Genomic DNA, 25,814 nt, shown 5'->3' on the forward strand with positions numbered 1-25,814 from the left:
TTAGTAGTGCACACAGAACTAATTTTAAGTACTAACTAATCTTTTTTAACCATGAAGAAGTCTACCTTTCTATTGATAGGACTATTTATAATGTTCTTTCAATTTATGATTGCTCAGGGTTCACCGGATTATTCTGGTGGACTTAAATTTAAATTCAACGAAGACGGCACTAAATATCTGCGCCTAATTTCTTGGGCTCAAGTCCAAGCGAATTACAACACCGATGAAACCTTTGATAGTAACGGAAATGAAAACAGTAAATTAAACTTCAATTTACGTCGCGCACGAGTCTTAATGTTTGCTCAAATAAACAAAGACTTTTTAATTCTCACCCATTTTGGTCTAAACAGCTTAACAAGTTCTACATTAAGTCCAACTGGTACAGGTGATGGTTCTCAACTCTTTTTTCATGATGTTTGGGCACAATACAGTTTAGCTGAAGATCATACGGTGGGTGGTGGACTACATTATTTCAATGGAATTTCTAGACTTAACAATCAAAGCACACTTAATATCATGACGCTAGACAATAACCGTCAGTCTTGGGCAACCATTGGTCTTTCTGACCAGTTTGCAAGACATTTAGGGGTGTTTATGAAAGGTAAATTCAATAAACTACAATATCGAGTCGCTATAAATGATGCTTCAGTATCTTCATTAGATGGTCGTACAGCGGTTGCAGGAGGTGATGCGGTTTATAATGGTCGTTCAAGTCTTGGATCTAAAGCCGCAGGAAAAACTTATGCAGGGTATTTTGATTATCATTTTTTAGATCAAGAATCTAATTTTTTACCTTATAAAGTGGGAACTTATTTAGGTGAGAAAAAAGTTTTCAATATCGGTGCTGGTTTCTTTTTACATCCCGAAGGGGCAGTAATTGACACTGGTACTGCCATAGCGCCAAATCTTGAAGGCGAGGATGTATCCATATTTGCAGTAGATGCTTTTTACGACAGGCCAATTGGTGAAAAAGGAAGTGCACTTACAGCTTACGCTGTCTATCAGAATAATGACTACGGAACCAACTATTTGTATAGTGCTTACGGCACAGGTAGTATGCTTTACGGCCATTTAGGTTATGTGCTTAATGGTGATAAATTAAAAACAAGATTTCAACCTTACCTCAGTTACGGTACGCATAGTTATGATGCGGTTGGTGATAACAGGTCTACTTTAGGTGTGGGAATCAACGCTTATATGAGTGGACATAATTCAAAATTAACTTTAGAATACATGAATCAAAGTTTCGGTGCGGTAGATACAAATACTATTTCGCTTCAGGCCATGATTTACCTATAAAACAAAGAAACTATGAGTGATAAACAAAAACACGCAACAGCGTATTGGAAAGAAAACGTCAAGTATTTATTTATACTTCAGGCCATTTGGTTTGTAGTGTCCTTTGGATGCGGCATACTTTTTAGAGAAGAACTTAACCAATTTAAACTCGGCGGATTTAAACTAGGGTTTTGGTTTGCGCAACAAGGATCAATCTATGTATTTGTAGTATTAATATTTGTTTACGTAAGAATTATGAACAAACTCGATAAAAAATACGGTTTCGACGAGTAAGCCTTAACTAACAACATTAAATAAAAATATTATGAGTGTACAAACATGGACATGGTTATTGGTCGGCATTACTTTTGCGCTGTATTTCGGAATCGCAATATGGGCTAGAGCTGGCTCAACCAAAGAATTTTATGTTGCAGGTGGTGGTGTTTCGCCATTAGCAAATGGTATGGCAACGGCTGCCGATTGGATGAGTGCTGCCTCTTTTATAAGTATGGCAGGTATTATTTCCTTCGCCGGTTATGATGGTTCGGTTTATCTTATGGGATGGACAGGTGGCTATGTGCTTTTAGCTTTGCTCTTAGCACCTTATTTACGGAAGTTTGGGAAATTTACAGTTCCCGATTTTATTGGTGATAGATACTATTCAAACACCGCAAGAACAGTGGCTGTAATCTGTGCTTTAATTGTTTCGTTTACTTACGTAGCAGGTCAAATGCGAGGCGTTGGTATTGTCTTTTCACAATTCTTACAGGTTGATATCACTTTAGGCGTGCTTATAGGAATGACCGTAGTTTTAGTATTCGCCTTATTAGGGGGAATGAAGGGAATTACCTATACCCAAGTGGCTCAATACTGCGTATTAATTTTTGCTTTTATGGTACCAGCGTTCTTTATTTCATTTCAAATGACAGGCAATATTATTCCTCAAATTGGTATGGGTGGTAAAGTTGAAGGCGGTGCATTTCTTCTCGATAAATTAGATGCTTTACACACGGAGCTAGGATTTCATGAATATACTAGCGGAACCAAAACTACTTGGGATGTATTTGCTATTACTTTAGCCTTGATGGCTGGTACGGCAGGTTTACCACATGTTATTGTGCGTTTTTTTACTGTGCCTAAAGTAAAAGATGCTCGTAAATCTGCTGGATATGCTTTATTCTTAATCGCTATTTTATATACAACAGCACCTGCGGTGTCTGTTTTTTCAAGAACTAATTTAATCGAGACCGTAAGTAATCAACGTTATGATGAAATTCCAGTGTGGTTTAAAAACTGGGAAAACACGGGTCTAATTGCTTGGTCTGATAAAAATGGTGATGGTAAAATTCAATATGTTGCCGGAGATGCTTTATCGAGTAGTAAGCCTATTTATGCAGATACTAGAGGTGAACATGGAGAGCGAATAGTAACTAATAATAGTGATGCTGTAAATGAATTGTATGTCGATAGAGATATTATGGTATTAGCAAATCCTGAAATTGCAAACTTGCCAAATTGGGTGATTGGTTTAGTAGCTGCCGGTGGATTGGCCGCAGCGTTATCTACGGCAGCAGGTTTGTTATTAGTGATTTCCACCTCTGTTTCTCACGATTTAATTAAAAAACAATTAAAACCAGACATCTCAGAAAAAGGGGAATTGGCCGCAGCAAGAATTTCAATTTTTGTAGCTATTATAATTGCAGGTTACTTTGGGGTTAATCCACCAGGATTTGTCGCCGCCGTCGTCGCGCTCGCCTTTGGGCTTGCCGCCGCCTCCTTTTTTCCTGCCATAATTTTAGGGATTTTTGATAAACGAATGAATAAAGAAGGCGCTATTGCAGGTATGGTGGTCGGTATTACCTTAATGATGTATTATATGATGCGTTTTAAACTCGATATGTTTGGCGGTGGAACTAGTGAAGATTGGTGGTTTGGTACTTCCCCAGAAGGTTTTGGAACTATTGCCATGTGCGTCAACTTTGTTGTCTCCGTAGTCATTTCAAGGATATCATTGGCGCCACCTCAAGAAGTTCAAGATATGGTGGAAAGCATTAGGATTCCATCAGGTGCAGGCGAAGCACAAGACCATTAAGAATTTTTTATTTTAATTTTAATTAGTTAGACAATCAGTATTGCAATTTTTGTAATACTGATTTCTTATATTAGTAAATATTTAAGTGGTTCTATTTATAATTACGAATTCATGAAAAAACGTCACGAGCAAAAATTGGTGGTTTTATCAATAGCCTTATTTTTTGTATTCAATATTCCTTTTGTCCTCATTTTTAATTTTGAAGGCGCTATTTTCGGGATTCCTACGTTGTATTTTTCTTTATTTACATTTTGGTTGATATCTATAGTGATTTCGTATATCGTTCTAAAACGTCATTATGAATAGTTACGCTGTAGTCATTATCATAATCATCTATTTGGCAGTGTTATTTTACATTGCTTTTCTTGCTGAAAAAAAACGTCAAAGTAAATGGGTTAATAACCCTTATGTATACACCTTGTCTTTGGCGGTTTACTGCTCGGCTTGGACGTATTATGGTAGTGTAGGAATCGCTGCAAATTCCGGAATTGATTTTTTACCTATTTATATAGGTCCTGTTATCGCAGCACCTTTGTGGATTTTATTATTGCGGAAAATTATAAGAATATCTAAACAGCATAAAATTTCATCGATTGCCGATTTTATTTCTTTGCGCTACGGTAATAATCGATTTTTAGGAGCTTTAGTCACCGTTATTTGTCTCTTTGGAACCTTACCTTATATCTCATTACAATTAAAGGCGGTTTCCGAAACCTTTGGGATTTTATCTGTTGATAATAATTTTATTGCCACAACGGTAATTGACGATTCAACCTTCTACATTGCTTTATTGCTTGCTATTTTTGCTGCTTTTTTTGGGACGCAGAATACGGATGCTTCAGAAAAACATAAAGGAATCGTAGCAACAGTAGCCTTAGAATCCATGCTGAAATTGGTGTTTTTTTTAGCAATAGGAACTTATATTACATTTTATTTGTTTGATGGAACGACTGATATTTACAATAAAATTTCTGTAACAGATAACTTTAAAGAACTAACATCGCTAGGAGAAATAGAAGAGGGCTTTAATTGGTTTTTTATGATTGCCTTATCGTTTATGGTGATTTTCTTATTACCAAGACAATTTCAAGTGTCCGTTTTAGAAAATAATAGAGAAAAACATCTTAAAAAGGCCGTTTGGTTGTTTCCGTTGTATTTATTGCTTTTTAATATTTTTGTCATTTTTATAGCATGGGCAGGTAAGCTAACTTTTGGTGATACCGAAAATGCAGAATATTATACGCTGTTATTACCATTAGAACATGGTAATATGTTCTTAGCAACACTTGTGTTTTTAGGTGGTTTTTCGGCAGTGATTTCTATGGTTGTGGTGTCTACTTTGGCCTTATCTACGATGGTGAGTAACAATTTGGTGATTCCTTATGGTTTCTTAGATAAATTCATAAAAAACCAACCCGAAAGAAATTCAAAATATATTAAGAACATTCGACGGATTTCTATTTTTACCATTATTATATCAGCGTATTTCTTCTATGTTTTATTTTCAAAAGCGCTGTCTTTATATTCTATTGGTTTAATTTCTTTTGTCATTATTTCACAATTAGCACCATCCTTTTTTATCGGTTTATATTGGAATCGTGGTTCTTCAAAAGGCGCAATTATAGGTATGGTTGTAGGATTTTTTATTGCTTTGTACACATTAGTGCTGCCATTTACTTTAGAGGCCTATTTGGGTACGGATGATTTTCGTCAGTATGGATTAATGGGTATTGAAGCTTTAAAACCGTATGCTTTATTCGGAATCGATTTTTTAAGCCCACCTTCGCATGCCTTTTTCTGGAGTATGAGCTTGAATTTATTTTGTTACCTCACATTCTCACTCACTTCTAAAGGGAATTATAGAGAGCGTAACTATGCTGAAATGTTTGTAGATAGTAAGAATTTTACCAATCTTCAAGATAGTGCTTTGGTGTGGAAAGGTGAAGCTTATGTCGCGGATATTAAAAATGTTTTAGCACGATTTTTAGGTGATAAAAAAGCGACGCGTGCTCTAAATATCTTTTTTACAAAATATAAATTATCCCAAGATACACAGTTGGCAGATGCGCGTTTAATTAATTTTTCAGAAAAACTATTAACCGGAAGTATAGGTTCTGCTTCAGCTAAAATATTAATCGCAAGTGTGGTTAAAGAAGAGCAGATTAGCTTAGTTGAGGTCTTAAAGATTTTAGAGGAGTCTAAAGAAAACATTGTGAGTAATAAAGTGCTTTTAGATAAGTCGAATGAACTATCGCAGTTGACGTCTCAATTAAAAGCAGCTAATGAAGAATTGATAAGTAAAGACAAACAGAAAGATGAATTTTTAGATACGGTAGCCCACGAACTAAAAACACCAATAACAGGTATACGAGCAGCAACGGAAGTTATTATGGATGATGACGATATGCCTAAAGAAATTAAAGCACAATTTTTAAAGAATATATTACAGGATTCAGACCGTTTAGGACGTCTAATAAATAATATTTTAGATTTTGAAAAATTAGAAACAGGTGGTTTGCATTTAGATATGCAAGAACAAGATATTCAGAAAACAATAGTGAAAGCCATTGCTAGTATTTCTCAAATTGCAGCAAAAAAAGAGGTACAGATTATTAATAATAATGTGCATTCATTTTTACTGAGTTATGATGAAGACCGTATTCTTCAGGTATTAACCAACCTATTATCTAACGCTATAAAGTTCTGTGAAAGAAAAACAGGAAAAATTCATGTCGATTATAAATTAGGCAATCAATTAATTGAAATCTCTGTAGCTGATAATGGTAAGGGTATTCCGGAAGAAGATTTCTTATATATTTTTGATAAATTTTATCAATCTCAAGATCAAAATACAAGAAAACCACAGGGAAGTGGCTTAGGTTTGGCGATTACCAAACAAATTGTTGAAAAGCACAATGGAAGAATTTGGGCTAAAAAAGGTATAAAAAATGGCGCAACACTTGTTTTTACAATCCCTTTTAACTAAATTGAAGCCCTAAAGTATGACAAAGAAGATTTTAATTGTTGATGATGAGCCTAATATTGTGATGTCTTTAGAATATACATTCAAAAAACAAGGTTTTGAAGTATTTATCGCAAGAGATGGAAGTGAGGCTTTAGAAATATTAAAACATCACACACCTAACGTGATTCTGTTAGATATTATGATGCCAAATGTAGATGGGTATCAAACCCTAACATTTATTAAAGAAACAGAGAGTTTAAAACACATAAAAGTGGTGTTTTTAACCGCTAAAAATAAAGCTTCAGACATTGAAAAGGGGTTAAGTCTAGGAGCGGATAAATATTTAACAAAACCCTTTTCTGTAAAGAAAATAGTTTCTGAAATTCAGGAGCTTGTTACTTAAAAGAGTCTTTTAAATCTTACTTAAAATTAGTTCTGTGTGCAAACAAACTAAGTTTAATTAAAATTTAAAGACATGAAATTTCACATTAACCCGTTAGCATCAGATATTATCATTAGTATCTATGCCATAACGACGTTATTTATTCGGTTTAAATACGAAAACATTACCAATGTAACACCTATGCTTTCGATAGTTATGGGAATTTGTTTTGTGGTAATTATTTGGGCGCTTATCAAACTTAAAGTGCTTAACCCAAATTGGTTTGGCTTGCTTAATTCTAAAAATGCAAAGTCATGAAATACCAAGAATTCTATAAAAAAAGTATACAGAAACCTGAGGTGTTTTGGGAAAACCAAGCTAACAATATTGATTGGTTTAAATTTCCTAAAACTATAGTTTCTAAAGATCAATACGATTATAATCAGTGGTTTGAAGATGGCGAATTAAACCTCAGTTATTTGTGTATAGACAAACATATTAAAGAGGGTTATGGAGAACAAAACGCTATAGTTTATGATTCGCCTGTTACCAATACAAAACAACAAATTACATTCAATAAATTACATTACGAAGTCTCAAAACTAGCTGGAGGATTACAAGATTTAGGGCTCAAAAAAGGGGATACCTGTATTATATATATGCCAATGATTCCACAAGCTATTTTTTCAATGTTAGCCTGTGCGAGACTAGGCATAATTCATTCGGTTGTATTTGGCGGATTTGCACCTCATGAGTTAGCGATTCGTATTGATGATTGTAAACCTAAAGCTATCATAACCGCTTCAAATGGCGTAGAAATTGAACGAATTATTCCTTATAAACCTTTTGTTGATGAAGCCATTTTAAAAGCCAAGAATAAGCCACAACACGTTATTGTTTTTGATAGAGAACTCGGTGTGGAAATTCCTAAAAAAGACTATGATACTGATTATAAAACTTTAGTGGAACAATCAGCTTCTGTTGAGGCTGTTCCTGTGGCATCAACACATCCTTGCTATATTTTATATACCTCTGGTACAACAGGAACGCCGAAAGGTATTATTAGGGATACAGGAGGTTATGCTACAGCACTTAAATTTTCAATGAAATATATCTACGGCGTAGATGAAGGCGAAACTTTTTGGGCAGCTAGTGATGTGGGTTGGGTTGTAGGTCATAGTTTTATAGCATACGGCCCTTTATTAAATAGAAATACAACTATTGTTTTTGAAGGTAAGCCTATTAAAACACCAGATGCGTCTACTTTTTGGCGTGTAATAAGCGAAAATAAAGTTAAAGCCATGTTCACGGCACCAACAGCGATTAGAGCTATAAAAAAAGAAAACCCTACTGGTAGTCTGCTAAAACCATATGATTTGTCTAGTTTAAAATATTTGTTTTTAGCTGGAGAGCGTTGTGATGTAGCGACATTAAATTGGGCTGAAGAACAATTAAATTTACCTGTTATAGACCATTGGTGGCAAACTGAAAGTGGATGGCCTATGCTAGCTAATATGGTCGGTGTGGCTTTACAGCCTATAAAAGAAGGTTCGGCAGGTTTGCCTGTATGTGGTTATGATATTCAAATATTAAATGAGGAAGGTGAAGAAGTGCAGCCAAGTGTAGAAGGTTATGTGGCTATTAAACTACCATTACCACCAGGAACCTTAAGTAATCTTTGGGGAAATCCTGACCGCTTCAAATTTGGCTATTTAAATCGTTTTCCAGGGTATTACTTTTCAGGAGACGGTGGTTATAAAGATGAAGATGGTTATGTGTTTATAACAGGTCGTGTAGATGATATTATTAATGTAGCCGGACATCGTTTATCTACGGCAGAGATGGAAGAGGTTGTTTCTTCTCACAAAGCGGTTGCAGAATGTGCTGTTTTTGGAGTGCACTGCGATTTAAAAGGGCAAAAGCCTTTGGGGTTGGTAGTTTTAAAAACAAATCAAGTATATGAAGCAGAGCAAACTCAAAGGGAAATCGTAAAAGACGTCAGACGCGAAATAGGTGCTGTAGCATCGTTTAGAAATGTTCTTGTTGTTGAGCGTTTACCTAAAACAAGAAGTGGCAAAACCCTACGGAAATTATTGCGGAACATTGCCGATGATCTCGAGTTTAATATCCCCTCTACTATTGATGATGTTACTATTGTAGAGGAAATCAAATCGGTATATAAAATTCATAAAATAGGGATTCATAGTTAAGATTTAAATTTAATATCTTTAGAAATATAAATAACGAATAAAATGAGTTTTCAACAGCATATAGTAGTGTTTTAGAGAACTTATAAACAACAATAAATTATAAAAACATGAGTAATTATCATATAAAACATTTAGAGGAATATTATCAGGTGTACCGTAAATCGGTCCGGAATCCAGAAGTATTTTGGGAAGAAATAGCCGAAGAACATTTTTTATGGCGAAAAAAATGGGATAACGTGCTAAGTTGGGATTTTTCTAAACCAGAAATAAAATGGTTTGAAGGCGCAGAACTTAATATTACGGAAAATTGTATTGATAGACACCTTTATACTAGAGGCGACAAAACCGCTATCATTTTTGAACCCAATGACCCTTCAGAAGAGGCAGAGCATATTACTTATAAGCAATTGCATAAGCGTGTTTCTAAATTTGCCAATGTGCTTAAGGATAAAGGCATTCAGAAAGGTGATCGCGTTTGCATTTACTTGCCTATGATTCCTGAATTGGCTATTGCAACTTTAGCTTGTGCGCGTATAGGAGCGATTCATTCTGTGGTCTTTGCAGGATTTTCTTCAACAGCGTTATCAACTAGAATAAATGATTCTGAATGTAAAATGGTGATTACTAGTGATGGATCTTATCGTGGCGCTAAAACCATAGATTTAAAAGGCATTGTAGATGAAGCTTTAGAAGAATGTCCAACCATAGCTTCAGTGTTAGTGGTGAAACGTATTAATTCTGAAATTTATATGAAAGACGGCCGTGATCATTGGTTACAACCTTTATTAGATAGTGCGGATAAGCGTTGCGAGCCAGAAATCATGAAAGCTGAAGATCCACTATTTATACTATACACTTCAGGTTCAACAGGTAAGCCAAAAGGAATGGTACATTCAACGGCAGGTTATATGGTTTATACAGCTTATACGTTTAAAAATGTTTTTCAATATAGAGAAAAAGATGTGTATTGGTGTACGGCAGATATCGGTTGGATTACAGGACATAGTTACATTGTTTACGGCCCTTTGTGTAATGGTGCAACAACGGTATTATTTGAAGGAGTACCGAGTTATCCTGATTTTGGTCGTTTTTGGGAAATAATAGAAAAGCATAAAGTCAATCAATTCTATACAGCTCCAACGGCTATTAGAGCCTTAGCTAAAGAAGGAATTGAACATTTAGAAAAACACGATTTATCCTCTATAAAAGTGCTTGGAACCGTAGGAGAACCAATTAACGAAGAGGCTTGGCACTGGTATGATGATAACGTTGGAAAGAAAAAATCTCCAATTGTAGATACTTGGTGGCAAACTGAAACTGGAGGCATCATGATTACACCAATCGCTTTTGCAACACCTACAAAACCAACTTATGCTACCTTGCCTTTTATTGGTATTCAGCCAGCATTAATGGATGAGCATGGAGCAGAAATCAAAGGAAATCAGGTAGATGGACGTTTGTGTGTTAAATTTCCTTGGCCAAGTATGGCACGTACCATTTGGGGAGATCACCAACGTTATAAGGACACCTATTTTTCAGCTTACGATGGTAAATACTTTACAGGAGATGGCGCCTTACGAGATGAGGTTGGTTATTACAGAATTACGGGTAGAGTAGACGATGTCATTATAGTTTCTGGACATAACTTAGGAACCGCACCTATTGAAGATGCTATCAATGAACACCCAGCAGTTGCAGAAAGTGCTATTGTTGGTTATCCACATGATGTCAAAGGAAACGCACTTTATGGTTACGTGACATTAAAAGAAACAGGAGAGAGTAGAAAGCATGATAATTTACGAAAAGAGATAAATCAGTTAATTACAGAACAAATTGGCCCAATTGCCAAATTGAATAAAATTCAGTTTACGGATGCCTTACCTAAAACACGCTCAGGTAAAATTATGCGAAGAATTTTAAGAAAAATAGCTTGTAATGAAACGGATCAATTAGGAGATACTAGTACACTTTTCAATCCTGAAGTGGTACAAGATATTATTGATAATGTAAAATAAAATATTTTTATAGTGAGCTTTAAAATCCAAAATTCTAATAGAGTTTTGGATTTTTTTTTATCAACGAATTAATTATTAAGACTTCGCATTTTTTGCTTTTTCAACAATGGCCTTTAAACGGGCTTTGCGTTCAGCATCTTTAGATTTTATTTTATTCTTTTTCTGCGCAATAAGTTTACTGTGCTTGGCTTTATTATTGCCGTTCTTTTCTTTGCCTTTTTTAGCCATAATTAAAATATATATCGGAATGTAAAATTACGGGTTTTTATATAAATTGTTCTTTTTAATGGATGGGGCTACTTATTAATACCATTTAAAATACGAGAAAGTAACTCAATTCTTAATAATTTAATAATTTAGCCAAAATCAAAAAAAAGAACCTATGCTTAAAGCTGTATTATTCGATATGGATGGTGTTATTGTTGATACTGAACCGCTTCATCGAAAAGCTTACTATCAAATGTTTAATGACGTAAATATTGAAGTTGATGATATACTTTATGAATCCTTTACAGGACAGTCGACCATTAATATCTGTAGACGGCTTGTGGATCACTTTAATTTAAAGGATAAACCTGAGGATTTGGTTAGTATTAAGAGAAAGCACTTTAAATATTTATTTGAAAACGATTCTAGTTTAATCTTAATTGATGGTGTGTTAGAGCGTATCAAAGATTATCACGCTAACGGTTTAAAATTAGTGGTGGCATCTTCAGCTTCCATGCCCAATATTGAACGTATATTTAATCGTTTTGAACTAAATCCGTATTTCTCAGGGAAATTTAGTGGTGCAGATTTAAAAAAATCAAAACCGCATCCCGAAATTTTTATCAAAGCAGCAGAATTTACTGGGTTTGATAAGTCAGAATGTATGGTGATTGAAGATTCTACAAATGGCATACAAGCAGCACATGCTGCGGGTATTTTTTGTGCTGGTTTTAAAAGTGAACATTCTGTAGGTCAAGATTATTCAAAAGCTAATGTGGTTGTTTCAGATTTTAGTGAATTAGCCTATTCAAAACAGGACTTATTTTTTTAATCTTTGCTTTAAATGTGTAACATTTTGATTGTTAATCCGTCCTATGATTGTTAATCAAAATGTTTAAACATGATACATAAGCCTTCGCTATTCATTCTTTTAGTTTTTGTTCAATTCGCTTTTTCTCAAAATGAAGTGTTGTCAAATGAAATCAAAAATCATATCAAAGCAAGAGTCGATGAGGGGTTTAATCCGAGTATAGCATTGGCTTATTTGGAAGACGGTAAGGTTACCTATTTTAATTATGGTTCTACCGAAGTTACTAAAGGAAAACCAGTAGATGAACACACCGTTTATGAAATTGGTTCTATTTCAAAAGTGTTTACGACTATTTTATTAGCAGACGAAGTACTTAAAGGTCGTATGAAACTCAACGACCCGATTTCAAAATACTTACCTCAAACGCTAAGCATGCCAGAACGTGATGGTAAGGTAATTACACTTCAAGACTTAGCAACACATACTTCAGGTTTACCTAGAATGCCAGAAAATTTTAGTCCGGCAGATTACAATAATCCCTTTGCAGATTATACCGTAGAACTTTTATACGAGTTTTTGTCGTCTTATGAGTTAAATAGAGCTATTGGTTCTCAATATGAATATTCTAATTTAGGAATGGGATTATTAGGGCATATTTTAGAGTTACATACTGGAGAAACCTATGAAGCTTTAATTAAAAATAGAATAACAGAACCTTTAGGTATGACTCATACAGGTCTCACTATCACGGATACCATGAAACAAAACATAGCTATTGGGCATACGGAACAATTAGAACCCGTAAATCATTGGGATTTTAAAACACTTCAGGGCGCCGGAGCAATCCGTTCTACCACTAGCGATATGGTGAAATTTATTGAGGCTAATTTAAGTACCAATGATGCTGCTTTAAATAAAGCAATGAAACTAAGTCATAGAATCGCATTTTCTGATGATAGTAATAAATTCAATATTGGTTTAGGTTGGCATTTTGCCAATAATAACACCATAACATGGCATAATGGTGGAACAGGTGGTTTTAGGACTTTTACCGGATTTTTAAATAATTCAAATAGGGGTGTTGTGGTTTTAACCAATTCGGTTTCAAGTGTAGATGCCATTGGTATGAAATTATTAGATGCTCCTATAGCGTTAGAATTACCTAAAACAATTGAGTTTCCTGATGTCATTGATGTCTCTGATGAGGTTTTAAATACTTATGTTGGTGTTTATCAGTTAGCGCCTCAATTTCATATCACAATTACTAGAAAAGAAAATCAATTATTTTTACAGGCAACAGGCCAACCTGAGTTCAAAATTTTTCCATTTGAAATACACAAATTCTTTTTAAAAGTAGTAGAAGCGCGTATTACTTTTAGTGCTAATGAAGCGGGTGAAATAGATAGTTTAACCTTGCATCAAGGCGGGCAGAATATGCCAGGTAATAAAGTGGAATAGGTATCGAAAATTTAGTAAGTCATTTTTAACAATTATATAGAAAATTATGACTGAATTATTCTCTATCTTGTTTAGCTTGAAACATAATTACTAACTAACAAATATCAATTCCTTATGGAGATCAAAAAACGAAAAATGTTTAGACTATTGTCTTTAGTCTTTATGATGTGTGTGTTTATCGCACCTCAGTGTGCAGATGCTCAGCGCAAAAAGAAAAACACAAAAAATAAAACTGAAACTGCTGCACCAAAATCAAAATCAGAAAAATCTATAAAAGAACTGACAAAATCTAGTGAAAAAATTGAAGGGCTTTTTACAATATACAGAGATACTATTACAGGTGCCTTACAAATGTTAATTAGTGAAGAGCAGTTAGGTGAGGAATACATTCATTTTAATCAAGTATCTAATGGTGTTGTTGATGCAGGTAGATTTAGAGGGGCTTATGGTGGTTCAAAGGTTTTTAAAGTTAAAAAATATTATAATAAAATTGAATTTGTTACTCAAAATACCGCTTTTTATTTCGACCCTAATAATAACATTTCTAAATCCAAAGATGCCAACACAAGTGAAGGTGTCATGGCTGCGGTTAAGATTGAAGCTCATGATGAAAAAGAAGGTGTATATCTCATAAAAGCAGATGATTTATTTTTAAAAGAAACTTTTTCTCAAATTAAACCGCCGCGTTTTCCTGGTTCTAGTCCAAGAGCATTTTCATTAGGAAATCTTGACAAAAATAAAACCAAAATAAATACGATTAGTAATTATGAGGACAATACCAATCTCGAAGTTGAGTATGTGTATTCAAATCCTTCAGTATTAAATAGCGGTTCGTCGGCTGTTACAGATGGCAGAAATGTGAGTATAAAAGTGTTTCACAGTTTAATTGCACTGCCAGACAACGATTATCAACCGCTTTTAGATGATCCAAGAGTAGGATATTTTACAACGCAAGTAGAGGATCAGACAGCGACTTCTTCTGTACCTTATAAAGATTTGGTTCACCGTTGGAATTTAGTTAAAAAAGATACCAGTTTAGCCATTTCAGAACCTGTAAAGCCAATAACATGGTGGTTAGAAAATTCGACACCAACAGAATGGCGAGAAACAATTACACAGGGCGTTTTAGAATGGAATAAAGCTTTTGAAAAAGCCGGATTTAAAAATGCAATGGTTGTAAAAATACAACCCGATGATGCCGATTGGGATGCTGGTGATATTCATTATAATGTGCTGCGTTGGACGTCTTCTCCAAATCCACCATTTGGAGGTTATGGCCCAAGTTTTGTCAATCCTAAAACAGGAGAAATAATGGGTGCTGATATTATGCTAGAATATGTGCATTTTACCAATAGAGTATTTTATGATGAATTATTCGATTTGGCTAAAGCAGATGTAGAATTTAATCCTGTAGATTATTTAAATAAAAATCAAGTGTTTTGTTCTTTCGGACACGAAATGCATGAAAACACTTTGTTTGGTCAAGCAGTGATTGAAGCAGCTGCTGATTCAGATATTGAAATGGTTCGCATGAAAAAAGAAGCTATGCTTGCGTTAATTATGCATGAAGTTGGTCATACTTTAGGACTTAATCACAACATGAAAGCGAGTCAATTGTTTTCACCTGAACAGTTAGCAGATAAAGATTTTATAGAGGGTAAATGTTTAACGGGTTCGGTAATGGACTATGCAGGAATTAACCTAACTAACGATAGAAGCAAACAAGGGCAGTATTATGATACATCTGTTGGTCCTTATGATGTGTGGGCCATTCAATTTGGCTATACGCCTTTTAAAAATGCAGGTGAAAAAGTGGCTTTATTAAACCGTTCTACAGAACCAGAATTAATCTTTGGAAACGATGCCGATGATATGCGAGCACCAGGAAAAGCTATTGATCCTAGAGTAATGATAGGCGATTTATCTAACGATCAAATTGGCTATTCGGTAAATAGAATTGAATTGGTAGATAGCATGATGAACGGTGTTAAAGCTAAATTTTCTAAAACTGGCCAATCGTATCAAGAGTTGAGACGTGCTTATTATTTATTAAGTGGTCAGCGTGCTGTAGCTGCTAATGTTGTATCCCGATTTATAGGTGGTGTTTATGTCGATAGAGCCATGATTAATCAAGACGGTGGTACAAAACCCTATACACCTGTGAGTTTAGATGATCAGAAACGCGCCATGAAAGTTTTAAAAGACTATGCTTTTGCACCTGATGCTTTTAGTGCACCAAATGATTTGTATAATTATTTAGCTATGCAACGCCGTGGTTTTGGGTTTATGAGAGGGACTGAAGATCCTAAAATCCATGAACAAGTATTAACTTATCAAGAAAACATACTAAAACATATTTTACATCCCAATACCTTACAGCGTATAAGTGATAGTGAATTATATGGTAATGAATATACCTTAGCTGCATTTATGAACGATTTAAATTCGGCTATTTTTAAAGCGGATATTTATGGTAATGTGAATTCATTCAGACAAAATTTGCAGATTTCATATACCAATACGCTTATTGAAATGTTAACAGGAGAACAGCGTGGTCGTTTTACAAATAATGCGAAATCCATGGCTTTGTATAATTTAAAACAAATTAAAACCATGGCAGCGCCAAGTGGAAATATTTCTAGTAAAGCACATAAGCAACATTTACGTACCTTAATAGATAATGCGCTTAAAGAAGTGAAATAACAAAACCTTTAAATAGCGATTAAAAAAAGCACAAATTGTAAGTTATACAGCAATTTGTGCTTTTTTGTTTTATAAAAGAAGTTAGGGTTAATTAAAAAAAACATTTCGTCTTCGAAAATTAACAATTCGGAAATAAAAAAATTAAAAAGACATTATCTAAAACTATATTTGAGTTCACAAACAAACCAATCCAAATGAACAAGACTTTTAGAATTTTAAAAAAGATAATTTTATATACTTTTTCAATATTAGTTCTTCTCTCAATAGTAGGTTATATTTATCTCTACAAACTTCCTAAAGGGCCAGAAATTACAGAAAATGTCAAACTAAAAAATGGTCAAGATTCTTTTGTTATGTATGCATACAAACAAAGTGAAAGAAAATCTATTAAAGTTTGGACATTCAAACCTGAAAACTGGAAAAATGAAGATAAGATAGTTTTCGTTATGCACGGAGGAGGAAGAAATGCTGATGACTATCTTAACGCTTGGATTGAAATTGCTAAAAAGAACAATTTATTAATAGTAGCACCTGAATTTGAAAATAAGTTTTCAAAATATACAACTAATGATTATCAAGAAGGAAATTTATTCACTTTTTTCGGGACTCAAAACCCGAAAGAGGAATGGGCTTTTACAGTAGTGGAAAATATATTTGACCATATCAAATCAATTAATAATATTACGAATGAAAATTACGACATCTTTGGACATTCAGCTGGTGGACAATTTGTTCATAGAATGATAATGTTAATGCCTGAATCGAGAATTAGAACAGCTATTTCAGTTAATTCTGGATTTTATAGCTTACCAAAAGAGAATCTTGAATTTCCTTACGGTATTAAAAATACAGGAATGAATTTGAAATCTGACTTACAGAAATCTTATAAAAAAAGATTGATTATTCTATTAGGAGAGTTAGATAATGACCCAAGTTTAGGAACTTTCAGAACAACTAATTTAGCAATGGAACAAGGAGCTCACAGATTAGAGCGAGGAACAAATTTTTATAACGTAAATAAGGAATTAACAAACAAAAATAATTGGATATTTAATTGGAAAATTGACACAATAGAAAATGTAGGTCACAATTATAAAAAGATGTCTGAAAGTTCAATTGAATGGATAACTAACTAACCCTAACACGTTATTTACTGAGTTTTTCTTGCAATTCATTAACAACAGCTGCAATTTTTTCATCTTTAAGCTTCGATAAAATAGCGGTAGGTTTTACTTGTCTTACCTCGCAATTTTGTATGGCACAACGCTCGCAAGTGACTCCGACTTCATTGGAGCTAATCGATTTACTTTGTGCAAAAGCAACTTTCCGTTTAAACTGGTTGTTTATTTGAATGCCAAGACTAATACTTCTGTAATTATCAGCGATAAAAGGATCTGGTGTGGCAGAAGATAGTACGAGATACGTTTTTTCTTCATTAGGGTAATGCGACACTTGAATATCAAATTCGTGTGCGTTATTTGAGTTACTAATATCTTTTAAAACTTTTAAAGATACCCAGCGTCTACAATAATGCTCGTTGGTTTCGTTAGCATGAGGTGATTGTTGCTTGGATAAGTGTAGTTCTTTATTTAACTTAAAATCGAGACTGTTTTTTTGATGTGAAAATCTTAAAAAGAATAAGCTTTTAAGATTAAAATCCTTTGGTAAAATATTGGTAAGCCTTTGATAAATGGATTCGGGTGAAGCATTATAGTTATTTATAATACGTTCAAAATATTTAGCTTTAAATGATTTTTTAGAAAATAGAGATTTTAAGTCGGCAACTAATTGTGCCCTCGGAATAATTAAGGCACCAGCAAAATATGAGGCATAAAAATTATTGAGGACTTGATCAAAATTTTCAAATTTAATCCAAGAAAACGTATAGAGCCTATCACTCATTTCTAAATAATTATAAGCAATTTCTTTAGCGTAAATAAAGGTTTTTTGAGCATCATCAATATGCTTAGCTAATAAAAGTGTTTTAGTTTTTGGGACAAAGACAGAGCGGAGGTTTTCTAATTCGGTATGCGATTCTAATTCTGTTTTGTTGATTGTATAGCCGTATTCTTCAATTAAAATTTCTTCGAGTTCTTTAGAATGAAGTGGTTGTGTTAAATCGACTTGATAGGTTTTTGAAAATGCAATAACGGCCTCTTCTAAATGGTCAAAATAATTGTTGTTGGCTTCTTGGAACGATCGTAAAGACGCCAAATAAAAGCTCTCTTTACTGAAGTTGTAATTTTTAGCAATTTCTATTATGGTACTTATAAAAGCGGTCACTTTTGATGGTGCATTAGAAATAATATCAATCATCGTGCTTTCTTGGATGCCAAATAAATCTAAAGGAATCTCTTTAAGAATTTTCGATTGCAATATTTCACCAATAGGCGCTAAGTTTTTATCCAATTTTAATGACACCATTTCGTCATAAGGAACTTCTAAGTGTTCTGATAGCAGCGCAATTTTATCGGGTTTAGGATATTTTTTTCCTTTTTCAATTTCATTGAGATAAGATTTTGAAAGTCCAGATAATTTAGATAGCCCAAAGAGTGACAGTGCTTTATCGGTGCGGATTTGCTTCAGCTTTAAACCAAATATTATTTTAATATAATCTTGTTCCATAAGTACAAATATAACATTATCTGCGAATATAATTTTATAGCGAAAAATAATATTTAGCGAACGTTCGCTTGTTTTTGTCAAAAATAGATTGTAACATTGTTTCATCAAAACACAAGAGTATGGAAACAACAACACAACAAAAATTGAAATTTGCACCTGAGGTGATGAATTTCTACCCAAAATTGTTAACGGAAGATGCTCTACAGTTTCTTTCCGCTTTACAAGAAGAATTTAATGAGGCACGTCTCGACTTATTGAAACGACGTGAAAGTGAGCAATCAGTATTTGATAAAGGTGGGTTACCGTCTTTTCCAAGGGAAACAAAAGCTATAAGAGATTCAGAATGGGTCGCTGCTAAAACCCCTAAAGATTTATTGGATCGTCGTGTAGAGATTACGGGACCTGTAGATCGTAAAATGGTGATTAACGCTTTAAACTCTGGTGCTAAAACTTTTATGGCAGACTTTGAAGACAGTAATGCGCCAAGCTGGAGCAATACCCTAGAAGGTCAGCAAAATTTAATTGATGCGAACTTAAAAACGATTGAATTAGTAGACGAAACTAAGGGGAAGCATTATAAGCTTAATGACAGCACAGCCGTGTTGATTGTAAGACCTAGAGGTTTACATTTAAATGAACGTCATATTTTGGTGAATGGTGAAGAAATGTCGGCTAGTTTATTCGATTTTGGACTTTATGTGTATCACAATAGTATCGCTTTAATTGAGCAAAATTCGGCACCATATTTCTATTTACCAAAATTAGAGCATTATTTAGAAGCGCGATGGTGGAATGCTGTTTTTGAATTTGCTCAAGACTATTTAAAAATTCCTAGAGGAACGTTTAAAGCAACATTATTGATAGAAACCATCACGGCAAGTTTTCAATTAGACGAATTTATCTATGAGCTTAAAGAGCATATTGTGGGGTTAAACTGTGGGCGTTGGGATTATATTTTTTCATACATCAAAAAATTCAGAAATCACGATGGTTTTATCGTGCCTAACCGCGATCAAGTAACCATGGCAACGCCATTTATGGCAGCCTATTCTAACTTGGTTATTCAACGTTGTCATAAGCGTGGTATTCATGCTATGGGAGGCATGGCTGCACAAATACCTATTAAAAATGATGAAGATGCCAATAAAGCGGCACTCGAAAAAGTACGCGTAGATAAGGAGCGTGAAGCTAAAAATGGGCACGACGGAACTTGGGTTGCACATCCTGCTTTGGTAGACGTTGCCATGAAAGAGTTTGACAAGTACATGCCAACACCAAATCAGATTTTTAATAAGCGTGAAGACATTACGGTAACCGAAGCGGATTTAGTTGAACTACCCAAAGGAACCATTACAGAAGCGGGAATTCGGAAAAATATCAATGTCGGTATTCTTTATCTCGAAGCTTGGTTAAGAGGCTATGGTGCCGTTGCGCTCTACAATTTAATGGAAGATGCAGCAACCGCAGAAATTTCTAGAACACAATTGTGGCAATGGTTAAAAAACGAAGCGGTTTTAGAAGACGGAAGAACTTTTAATAAAGAAATATTCAATACATTATTTGAAGATGAAGTTGAAAAAATAATAAATGAAGTAGGTGAGGACAACTTAAAAGACACCAAATTTTCAGAAGCTATAGCGCTTTTTAAACGTTTGGTCACACAAGAAGAATTTGAAGAGTTCTTAACGCTTTCCGCTTATCAATACATTTAAAAAAAAACGTCTCGCCACTACGGGAATAGTTGACGAGACTTAATTATCAAAATTTGGAATAAACATTAATAATCAAAAGCAAAATTATGAAAAATTTAGCACAAAGTAATTATCGTTCTGCACTACAAACGGTAAGAGATTTAAAAGCGAAATACGGTGACACCTGGATGGCTATTACGCCAGAGAATGCAGCACAAATGATGACGCAAAACAGGTTTAAAACGGGATTAGATATCGCCAAATATACAGCTGCAATTATGCGTGAAGATATGGCAGCTTATGATGCAGACTCATCAAATTACACACAATCTTTAGGATGCTGGCATGGATTTGTGGCACAACAAAAAATGATTGCCGTAAAAAAACATCACAAAACCACACGTAAGCGTTATTTATACCTTTCAGGATGGATGGTTGCTGCTTTGCGTTCTGAATTCGGTCCATTACCCGATCAGTCCATGCATGAAAAGACCGCAGTTTCAGGATTAATTGAAGAAATTTATGATTTTTTACGTCAAGCAGACGCCATTGAATTAAATGATTTATTTAGAAGACTTGAAAATGGAGAAGACGTGCAAGATGAAATCGATAATTTTGAAACGCATATAGTACCAATTATCGCAGATATCGATGCTGGTTTTGGAAACGAAGAAGCAACGTATTTATTAGCAAAGAAAATGATTCAGGCAGGAGCTTGTGCCATTCAAATTGAGAACCAAGTTTCAGATGCCAAGCAATGTGGTCATCAGGATGGAAAAGTAACCGTGCCTCATGAAGATTTTGTAGCTAAATTAAATGCTGTACGTTACGCATTTTTAGAACTTGGAGTGGATGATGGAATTATTGTAGCTCGAACAGATTCAGAAGGAGCAAGTTTAACTCAAAAATTACCCGTGAGTCAAGAACCAGGTGATTTAGCGTCTCAATATTTGGCTTTTGTAGAAGCTGAAGCTGTAAATATTGATGAGGCTAATGAAGATGATGTATTATTGAAACGCGATGGTAAACTAGTGCGCCCAATCCGATTAGCTAATGGTTTGTATAAATTTAAACCAGGTACTAATATTGATCGTGTGGTATTAGATTGTATTACCAGCTTGCAAAATGGTGCCGATTTATTGTGGATTGAAACCCCTACACCAAATGTAAAACAGATTGCTCATATGGTGAATCGAATTAGAGCGGTTGTGCCAAATGCTAAATTGGTATATAATAATTCACCGTCATTCAACTGGACTCTAAATTTCCGTAATCAAATTTTTGATGAAATGCTTGCAGAAGGTGAAAACATGACGGCTTATGATCGCAATAATTTAATGGATGCTCAGTATGATGGTTCGGAATTATGCCATAGAGCAGATGAAAAAATTAAAACCTTTCAATTAGATGGTGCAAAAGAAGCCGGAATTTTTCATCATCTAATTACGCTACCAACGTATCATACAACAGCGCTACACATGAACGATTTAACCAAAGGTTATTTTGGTGACGAAGGCATGTTAGCTTATGTAAAGGGCGTGCAACGACAAGAAATTAGAAAAGGTGTGTCTTGTGTAAAACATCAAAGAATGGCAGGTTCTGATCTTGGAGACGACCATAAATCTTTCTTTGCAGGGGAAAAAGCACTAAAGGCTGGTGGTGAAAATAATACGTCTAATCAATTTGAGGCTGGAACCAAAGTGCCTAAAACAAATGAAAAGTTAAGCGAAGTTGCTTAGAATTAATATATCTGAATTGAAAAAGCATCTCTGTATTTATGGAGGTGCTTTTTTTGTGTTATTTAAATAAGTCCTAAATCTTTCATCTTAGAAACTAAATGTACCGTGTTTTCAGCTTTAAATTTATCACGTAGTTTATTCAGGCGTTTTTCAATAGAACTTTCACTACTAGGACTGATGTTTTTTTCTTTAAAATAACGACTCACTTCTTTTTGGTCTAAACCTAATGAGAGTTGTTTTGCTAGCTGAATATCGTAGTCTATAATTTCCAAATCTACTTTTGGACTCAGTGCTTTAGCAATTTGTGATGATAGAAATGTTTTGTTTTTAGCGACTGACTCTATGGCTTTAGCCAATTCCATAGACCCTTTTCTGTCTTTACAGACATAGGCATTCACTTTAAATTGATTAACCAATTGCCTTACTTTTTGGAGCTGGTCTTTCATAGAATAGACGATGATGGGCAAGTTTTTGTAATCCTCTCTTAAGGTTGCAATTAAATCTTCGCCAGATGCTATAATACATTCACGGTGATCAACTTTAAACGATAAATCGGTAATTAATAAATCAAATGGCACTTTGTCGTAGGCGGCTTTTTTAATTTTTAAAAAAGCATCATCGCAATATTGGGAATTTTGAATATCACTAACACCAAACTGGTTAAGGATGTTTAAAACACTTTTATTAATATCGTCATGATCATCTACTATTAATACTTTTGAAAACATAGTCTAAATTTCTATTATGGATTTAAAACCCTTATTAGGTTCAGAATCAAAGATAATAGACCCATTAATAGCAACAATACGGTTTTCCACATTTCGTAACCCAGTGCTCTTTTTTATATCACAACCTAAACCATCATCTTTGTAAGTAATGATTACTTTATTAGGTTTATTTTGAAAGCTAATAACAGCAATAGAGGCCTCACTGTGTTTTTTCATGTTAATCAATAGTTCTTGTAACACTTTGTAAATTGCCGTTCGCTTTATTTTAGCTAATTTATTCCATTGTATTTTAGAAACATCTCTTAAAATGACATTAGTGTCAGCGTCTGTATAATTAATAGCTAAGTCATTTAATAGAGTTTTATAATCGCTAGTAACATCTAATTCTCCTAGTTGTTTAGAAATATTCCTAGCTTTGCTATAAACCTGTTCAATATTATTTAGAAGGTCATCACTAACATTCGATTCGGTTTGTAGTTTTGTCATAATCTGAAACACATCATTTGCAACTTCATCATGTACCACTTTTGATATTTGTGACTCTGTAGCATAAACTTGTTCTATCTTTTCTTTCTTGTGTTTAGATTTTATAATAATATATAAGGGTATTGATAAAAGCGCAATAAATAAGACTATAAGCCAAGCGACCATTTTTTTTAAGGCTTCTTTTTCTTTTAAAAGTAAAAAAGAATCTGCCCGTTCCTTTTCTTTATAGTATTCATACTTGTTAGAAGCAAATTGATTTTTATATAATTGAGTGGATTTATCAATACTATCATTCAAAGTTTTATAGCGTATAATTTCTGCATTTTCATTTAGTGCAATCTTAGCAGCTAATGCATGCATTTCATAGTATTTGTTCTTACTTTCAGTAGCGATTTTTATGGCTTTATCAGCAGCATCTAAAGCCAGAACTATATTGTTTCGATCACTATAATATTCAGAAAGGTTTAAGTAACTGGTTATAATCCCAGAATGATGATTTTCTTTTAGTCTTATTTCTAAAGCTTCATTTAAATTAGAGTAAGCTTCAGGGGCGTTAATTTTGGCTTGGGCAAAACCTAAGTTGTCTAAAAGCCTAGCTAATCTAGCTTGAGACTCATTTTCTCTTGAGTACTCAACAACACTGAGAAGGTTTTCTACGGCTTTTTTGTAGTCTTTGTTTTTGGCGTAAGTACTAGCAAGATTTTTTATACCAGTGTTTTTATATGCTGTAGTTTCTGCATTACTGATTACTTTTTTAAAATACCGAATGGCAACATCATGATTATCTAATTTTTTATTAATGATGCCCAAGTGATTGTACAGACCAACTCTAGATTCATTTTTTAATTTATGATTTTCTTTAAGATTGTCTAGAAGAGTTAGAGCTTCAATAGCATAGTTTTCACTTTCGTAAAACAAACTTTTCTTTCTTAAGGCAATAGAAATCAACCTTAAATCAGAAATAGCGCCCATGGTATCCGCTTTTTTTAATTTTTGGGCTTTAGAATTCAAGTAATAATTATAACCAGTGACTAAATCGGTATAATTTTTTGGCTTTAAAATTAATTCTCTGTAATTAAGTGTATCTGTAGTGTTTTGAGCAGAAATACTTGGGGTATAATATAGAAATTGTAGTACAAAACAAAAAAATAAGAGGAATGAATTATTAACTGGTTTCATTCCTCTAAAATAATAACAAAATAGTTATTATTCATTATTTTCAGTAGAAGGATTTTTAATTTCTGGAGGAGGTAGATCTTCTTCAGAATCACAACATGCTTGAGGTGTTTCTTCGTCTACTATGAGTTCAGGATTACAAGATAAAAAGGTGATATTAAGGAAAATCATTAATAATATTAGATATATATTCTTCATTTTATATATTTTTAAAATTTGACATAAGTGTTGCTGTCTGAGTTATTTCAGAAGCTTAGTTGCTTAGCAACACCATTTAAATTTGAAGTGGGTTTTCTTCGATGGGAAGTGTGGCATACAGAAGTAAAAACAGCGTTATAACTTCCCTTGTAGTAACACTGTTTTACACTGTAGCTAACACATAGAATTGTATTCGTAAACCTTATTACGCCTAAGGTGGTTAACAATTCTAGAGCGAAAGAATGAAGATATTTATGGAGTCGATGGAAATTCAATGGAAATGTTTTGGAAAAGAAATTCCTTTATAATTCCAATGAATATGAGTAACATTTAATAGTTTTAAATCTGACCTAATGCACAAAAAATTACTTATAAAAGCTTTTAAAAAAGCGAAAGGAGAAATTGGCACTGATAAAGTTTCCCCAAGGGCTCAGCACCTTTCTGATATTATTTTAGAATTTTCTAAAGAACCTTATGGGGAAAGAATTCTTAGAGAAAAATTTAATGCTTTAAATAAAGCAGACGATAAAAATGTAAGGTTAAAGAAACACGCTGAAGAAGCTTTAAGTAACTATTTGGGCTACGAAAAATTTACTGATTTTGTAAATGAAAACAGTGATGAAGAAACTGTGAAAGTCAATAAACTGAAACGATTACTAAATTACAAAACAGCAATCCTACTTGGCGTCATAGTCATTATAAGTGCATTCACCTATAATTCAACGACAAAACAACGTTGGATGGTATGGAAAGATAATCATTATATTGAAGTGGATTTTGACATTAAAGCTTATGAATTAAATAAGCTTAAATTGTACAAAGAAGAGCGAATAAAATATTTTTATAAAATAAACGCCAATTGTGATACGAAATATTTTAACGAAAATGGAAGTGTAAAGGTTTGGTATGGTAAAAACAAGGCAAAAAAAATTGAGTGTTTTACAGCTTTAGGATTACATCCCGAAACTGGTAAAACACTCAAGCCAATCACATCTTATATGATTAAAAAGTATTTATGTGATTCTTATTAAAACCGCATTGAGTTCGACT

Annotated in this window: 21 protein-coding genes; 16 read left to right on the top strand and 5 right to left on the bottom strand. The window is 33.8% G+C overall.

Annotated elements, in window-relative coordinates; genetic code table 11:
* Positions 1-51: 51 nt before the first annotated feature.
* The 9 genes from HM982_RS12770 to acs all read left to right on the top strand — a co-directional run bounded on the left by HM982_RS12770 (position 52) and on the right by acs (position 10,942).
* The gene (locus tag HM982_RS12770; RefSeq protein WP_179353632.1) at positions 52-1,299 is read left to right on the top strand and encodes a hypothetical protein; all 1,248 of its coding nucleotides are present in this window, start codon (positions 52-54) and stop codon (positions 1,297-1,299) included.
* Between the two features lie 12 nt (positions 1,300-1,311).
* On the top strand, positions 1,312-1,572 hold the full coding sequence (locus HM982_RS12775) for a DUF4212 domain-containing protein (protein ID WP_179353633.1): 261 nt from the start codon (positions 1,312-1,314) through the stop codon (positions 1,570-1,572).
* Positions 1,573-1,603: 31 nt separating this feature from the next.
* On the top strand, positions 1,604-3,370 hold the full coding sequence (locus HM982_RS12780) for a sodium:solute symporter family protein (protein ID WP_179353634.1): 1,767 nt from the start codon (positions 1,604-1,606) through the stop codon (positions 3,368-3,370).
* A gap of 111 nt (positions 3,371-3,481) precedes the next feature.
* Complete coding sequence (locus HM982_RS12785) at positions 3,482-3,676, top strand: hypothetical protein (RefSeq protein ID WP_179353635.1); 195 nt, start codon at positions 3,482-3,484, stop codon at positions 3,674-3,676.
* Positions 3,669-6,356, top strand: coding sequence for a sensor histidine kinase (locus HM982_RS12790; protein ID WP_179353636.1), 2,688 nt, complete (start codon positions 3,669-3,671; stop codon positions 6,354-6,356). The genes HM982_RS12785 and HM982_RS12790 overlap by 8 nt, the downstream gene beginning before the upstream one ends.
* A gap of 16 nt (positions 6,357-6,372) precedes the next feature.
* Positions 6,373-6,738, top strand: a complete 366-nt coding sequence (locus tag HM982_RS12795; protein ID WP_179353637.1) for a response regulator — start codon at positions 6,373-6,375, stop codon at positions 6,736-6,738.
* A 72-nt stretch (positions 6,739-6,810) separates the two neighbouring features.
* A complete protein-coding gene (locus HM982_RS12800; protein WP_179353638.1) occupies positions 6,811-7,035 on the top strand; it encodes a hypothetical protein in 225 nt (74 codons plus the stop codon).
* On the top strand, positions 7,032-8,927 hold the full coding sequence (locus HM982_RS12805; RefSeq protein WP_179353639.1) for an AMP-binding protein: 1,896 nt from the start codon (positions 7,032-7,034) through the stop codon (positions 8,925-8,927). The genes HM982_RS12800 and HM982_RS12805 overlap by 4 nt, the downstream gene beginning before the upstream one ends.
* Positions 8,928-9,034: 107 nt before the next feature.
* Positions 9,035-10,942: an acetate--CoA ligase gene (acs, locus tag HM982_RS12810; RefSeq protein ID WP_179353640.1), complete on the top strand. Its 1,908-nt coding sequence runs from the start codon at positions 9,035-9,037 to the stop codon at positions 10,940-10,942.
* Positions 10,943-11,017: 75 nt separating this feature from the next.
* On the opposite strand, the gene HM982_RS12815 is transcribed toward acs, so the two are convergent.
* Positions 11,018-11,170 carry a hypothetical protein gene (locus tag HM982_RS12815; RefSeq protein WP_179353641.1) on the bottom strand — a complete coding sequence of 51 codons (153 nt, stop codon included), beginning with the start codon at positions 11,168-11,170 and terminating at the stop codon, positions 11,018-11,020.
* Between the two features lie 154 nt (positions 11,171-11,324).
* Between HM982_RS12815 and HM982_RS12820 the strand changes: the two genes are divergently transcribed.
* The 4 genes from HM982_RS12820 to HM982_RS12835 all read left to right on the top strand — a co-directional run bounded on the left by HM982_RS12820 (position 11,325) and on the right by HM982_RS12835 (position 17,257).
* Complete coding sequence (locus tag HM982_RS12820) at positions 11,325-11,981, top strand: HAD family hydrolase (RefSeq protein WP_179353642.1); 657 nt, start codon at positions 11,325-11,327, stop codon at positions 11,979-11,981.
* Between the two features lie 69 nt (positions 11,982-12,050).
* Complete coding sequence (locus HM982_RS12825; protein WP_179353643.1) at positions 12,051-13,418, top strand: serine hydrolase; 1,368 nt, start codon at positions 12,051-12,053, stop codon at positions 13,416-13,418.
* A 135-nt stretch (positions 13,419-13,553) separates the two neighbouring features.
* Positions 13,554-16,121, top strand: a complete 2,568-nt coding sequence (locus tag HM982_RS12830; protein WP_246296784.1) for a zinc-dependent metalloprotease — start codon at positions 13,554-13,556, stop codon at positions 16,119-16,121.
* A gap of 194 nt (positions 16,122-16,315) precedes the next feature.
* Positions 16,316-17,257 carry a hypothetical protein gene (locus tag HM982_RS12835; protein WP_179353645.1) on the top strand — a complete coding sequence of 314 codons (942 nt, stop codon included), beginning with the start codon at positions 16,316-16,318 and terminating at the stop codon, positions 17,255-17,257.
* Positions 17,258-17,267: 10 nt separating this feature from the next.
* Here the strand turns inward: HM982_RS12835 and HM982_RS12840 are convergent, their stop codons facing one another.
* On the bottom strand, positions 17,268-18,746 hold the full coding sequence (locus HM982_RS12840; protein WP_179353646.1) for a helix-turn-helix domain-containing protein: 1,479 nt from the start codon (positions 18,744-18,746) through the stop codon (positions 17,268-17,270).
* 119 nt (positions 18,747-18,865) lie between these two features.
* On the opposite strand from HM982_RS12840, the gene aceB reads away from it, so the two are divergent.
* Together aceB and HM982_RS12850 are read left to right on the top strand one after the other, a co-directional pair.
* Positions 18,866-20,458 carry a malate synthase A gene (aceB, locus tag HM982_RS12845; RefSeq protein ID WP_179353647.1) on the top strand — a complete coding sequence of 531 codons (1,593 nt, stop codon included), beginning with the start codon at positions 18,866-18,868 and terminating at the stop codon, positions 20,456-20,458.
* Positions 20,459-20,544: 86 nt separating this feature from the next.
* A complete protein-coding gene (locus tag HM982_RS12850; RefSeq protein ID WP_179353648.1) occupies positions 20,545-22,176 on the top strand; it encodes an isocitrate lyase in 1,632 nt (543 codons plus the stop codon).
* Between the two features lie 62 nt (positions 22,177-22,238).
* Here HM982_RS12850 and HM982_RS12855 read toward each other — a convergent pair whose 3' ends face one another.
* Genes HM982_RS12855 through HM982_RS12865 form a run of 3 tightly spaced genes read right to left on the bottom strand, consistent with a single transcriptional unit; the run spans position 22,239 to position 24,764 of the window.
* Entirely contained in the window at positions 22,239-22,904 is a 666-nt protein-coding gene (locus HM982_RS12855) for a response regulator (protein WP_179353649.1), read from the bottom strand.
* Positions 22,905-22,907: 3 nt separating this feature from the next.
* Positions 22,908-24,569 carry a tetratricopeptide repeat-containing sensor histidine kinase gene (locus HM982_RS12860; protein ID WP_179353650.1) on the bottom strand — a complete coding sequence of 554 codons (1,662 nt, stop codon included), beginning with the start codon at positions 24,567-24,569 and terminating at the stop codon, positions 22,908-22,910.
* A gap of 27 nt (positions 24,570-24,596) precedes the next feature.
* Entirely contained in the window at positions 24,597-24,764 is a 168-nt protein-coding gene (locus HM982_RS12865; RefSeq protein WP_179353651.1) for a hypothetical protein, read from the bottom strand.
* A 353-nt stretch (positions 24,765-25,117) separates the two neighbouring features.
* Here HM982_RS12865 and HM982_RS12870 point away from each other — a divergent pair, with 353 nt between their 5' ends.
* On the top strand, positions 25,118-25,795 hold the full coding sequence (locus HM982_RS12870; RefSeq protein ID WP_179353652.1) for a hypothetical protein: 678 nt from the start codon (positions 25,118-25,120) through the stop codon (positions 25,793-25,795).
* Positions 25,796-25,814: the final 19 nt, after the last annotated feature.

The sequence above is a fragment of the Winogradskyella vidalii genome, from assembly GCF_013403955.1.
Classification (GTDB): Bacteria; Bacteroidota; Bacteroidia; order Flavobacteriales; family Flavobacteriaceae; genus Winogradskyella; species Winogradskyella vidalii.

Bases quoted from the DNA above. Each gene is read 5' to 3' on its own strand.
- HM982_RS12785 (WP_179353635.1), top strand. From the start codon at position 3,482: ATGAAAAAACGTCACGAGCAAAAATTGGTGGTTTTATCAATAGCCTTA.
- HM982_RS12855 (WP_179353649.1), bottom strand. From the start codon at position 22,904: ATGTTTTCAAAAGTATTAATAGTAGATGATCATGACGATATTAATAAA.
- aceB (WP_179353647.1), top strand. From the start codon at position 18,866: ATGGAAACAACAACACAACAAAAATTGAAATTTGCACCTGAGGTGATG.
- HM982_RS12790 (WP_179353636.1), top strand. From the start codon at position 3,669: ATGAATAGTTACGCTGTAGTCATTATCATAATCATCTATTTGGCAGTG.
- HM982_RS12780 (WP_179353634.1), top strand. From the start codon at position 1,604: ATGAGTGTACAAACATGGACATGGTTATTGGTCGGCATTACTTTTGCG.
- HM982_RS12775 (WP_179353633.1), top strand. From the start codon at position 1,312: ATGAGTGATAAACAAAAACACGCAACAGCGTATTGGAAAGAAAACGTC.
- HM982_RS12815 (WP_179353641.1), bottom strand. From the start codon at position 11,170: ATGGCTAAAAAAGGCAAAGAAAAGAACGGCAATAATAAAGCCAAGCAC.
- HM982_RS12835 (WP_179353645.1), top strand. From the start codon at position 16,316: ATGAACAAGACTTTTAGAATTTTAAAAAAGATAATTTTATATACTTTT.
- acs (WP_179353640.1), top strand. From the start codon at position 9,035: ATGAGTAATTATCATATAAAACATTTAGAGGAATATTATCAGGTGTAC.
- HM982_RS12860 (WP_179353650.1), bottom strand. From the start codon at position 24,569: ATGAAACCAGTTAATAATTCATTCCTCTTATTTTTTTGTTTTGTACTA.
- HM982_RS12770 (WP_179353632.1), top strand. From the start codon at position 52: ATGAAGAAGTCTACCTTTCTATTGATAGGACTATTTATAATGTTCTTT.
- HM982_RS12830 (WP_246296784.1), top strand. From the start codon at position 13,554: ATGTTTAGACTATTGTCTTTAGTCTTTATGATGTGTGTGTTTATCGCA.
- HM982_RS12865 (WP_179353651.1), bottom strand. From the start codon at position 24,764: ATGAAGAATATATATCTAATATTATTAATGATTTTCCTTAATATCACC.
- HM982_RS12820 (WP_179353642.1), top strand. From the start codon at position 11,325: ATGCTTAAAGCTGTATTATTCGATATGGATGGTGTTATTGTTGATACT.
- HM982_RS12870 (WP_179353652.1), top strand. From the start codon at position 25,118: ATGCACAAAAAATTACTTATAAAAGCTTTTAAAAAAGCGAAAGGAGAA.
- HM982_RS12825 (WP_179353643.1), top strand. From the start codon at position 12,051: ATGATACATAAGCCTTCGCTATTCATTCTTTTAGTTTTTGTTCAATTC.
- HM982_RS12795 (WP_179353637.1), top strand. From the start codon at position 6,373: ATGACAAAGAAGATTTTAATTGTTGATGATGAGCCTAATATTGTGATG.
- HM982_RS12800 (WP_179353638.1), top strand. From the start codon at position 6,811: ATGAAATTTCACATTAACCCGTTAGCATCAGATATTATCATTAGTATC.
- HM982_RS12850 (WP_179353648.1), top strand. From the start codon at position 20,545: ATGAAAAATTTAGCACAAAGTAATTATCGTTCTGCACTACAAACGGTA.
- HM982_RS12840 (WP_179353646.1), bottom strand. From the start codon at position 18,746: ATGGAACAAGATTATATTAAAATAATATTTGGTTTAAAGCTGAAGCAA.
- HM982_RS12805 (WP_179353639.1), top strand. From the start codon at position 7,032: ATGAAATACCAAGAATTCTATAAAAAAAGTATACAGAAACCTGAGGTG.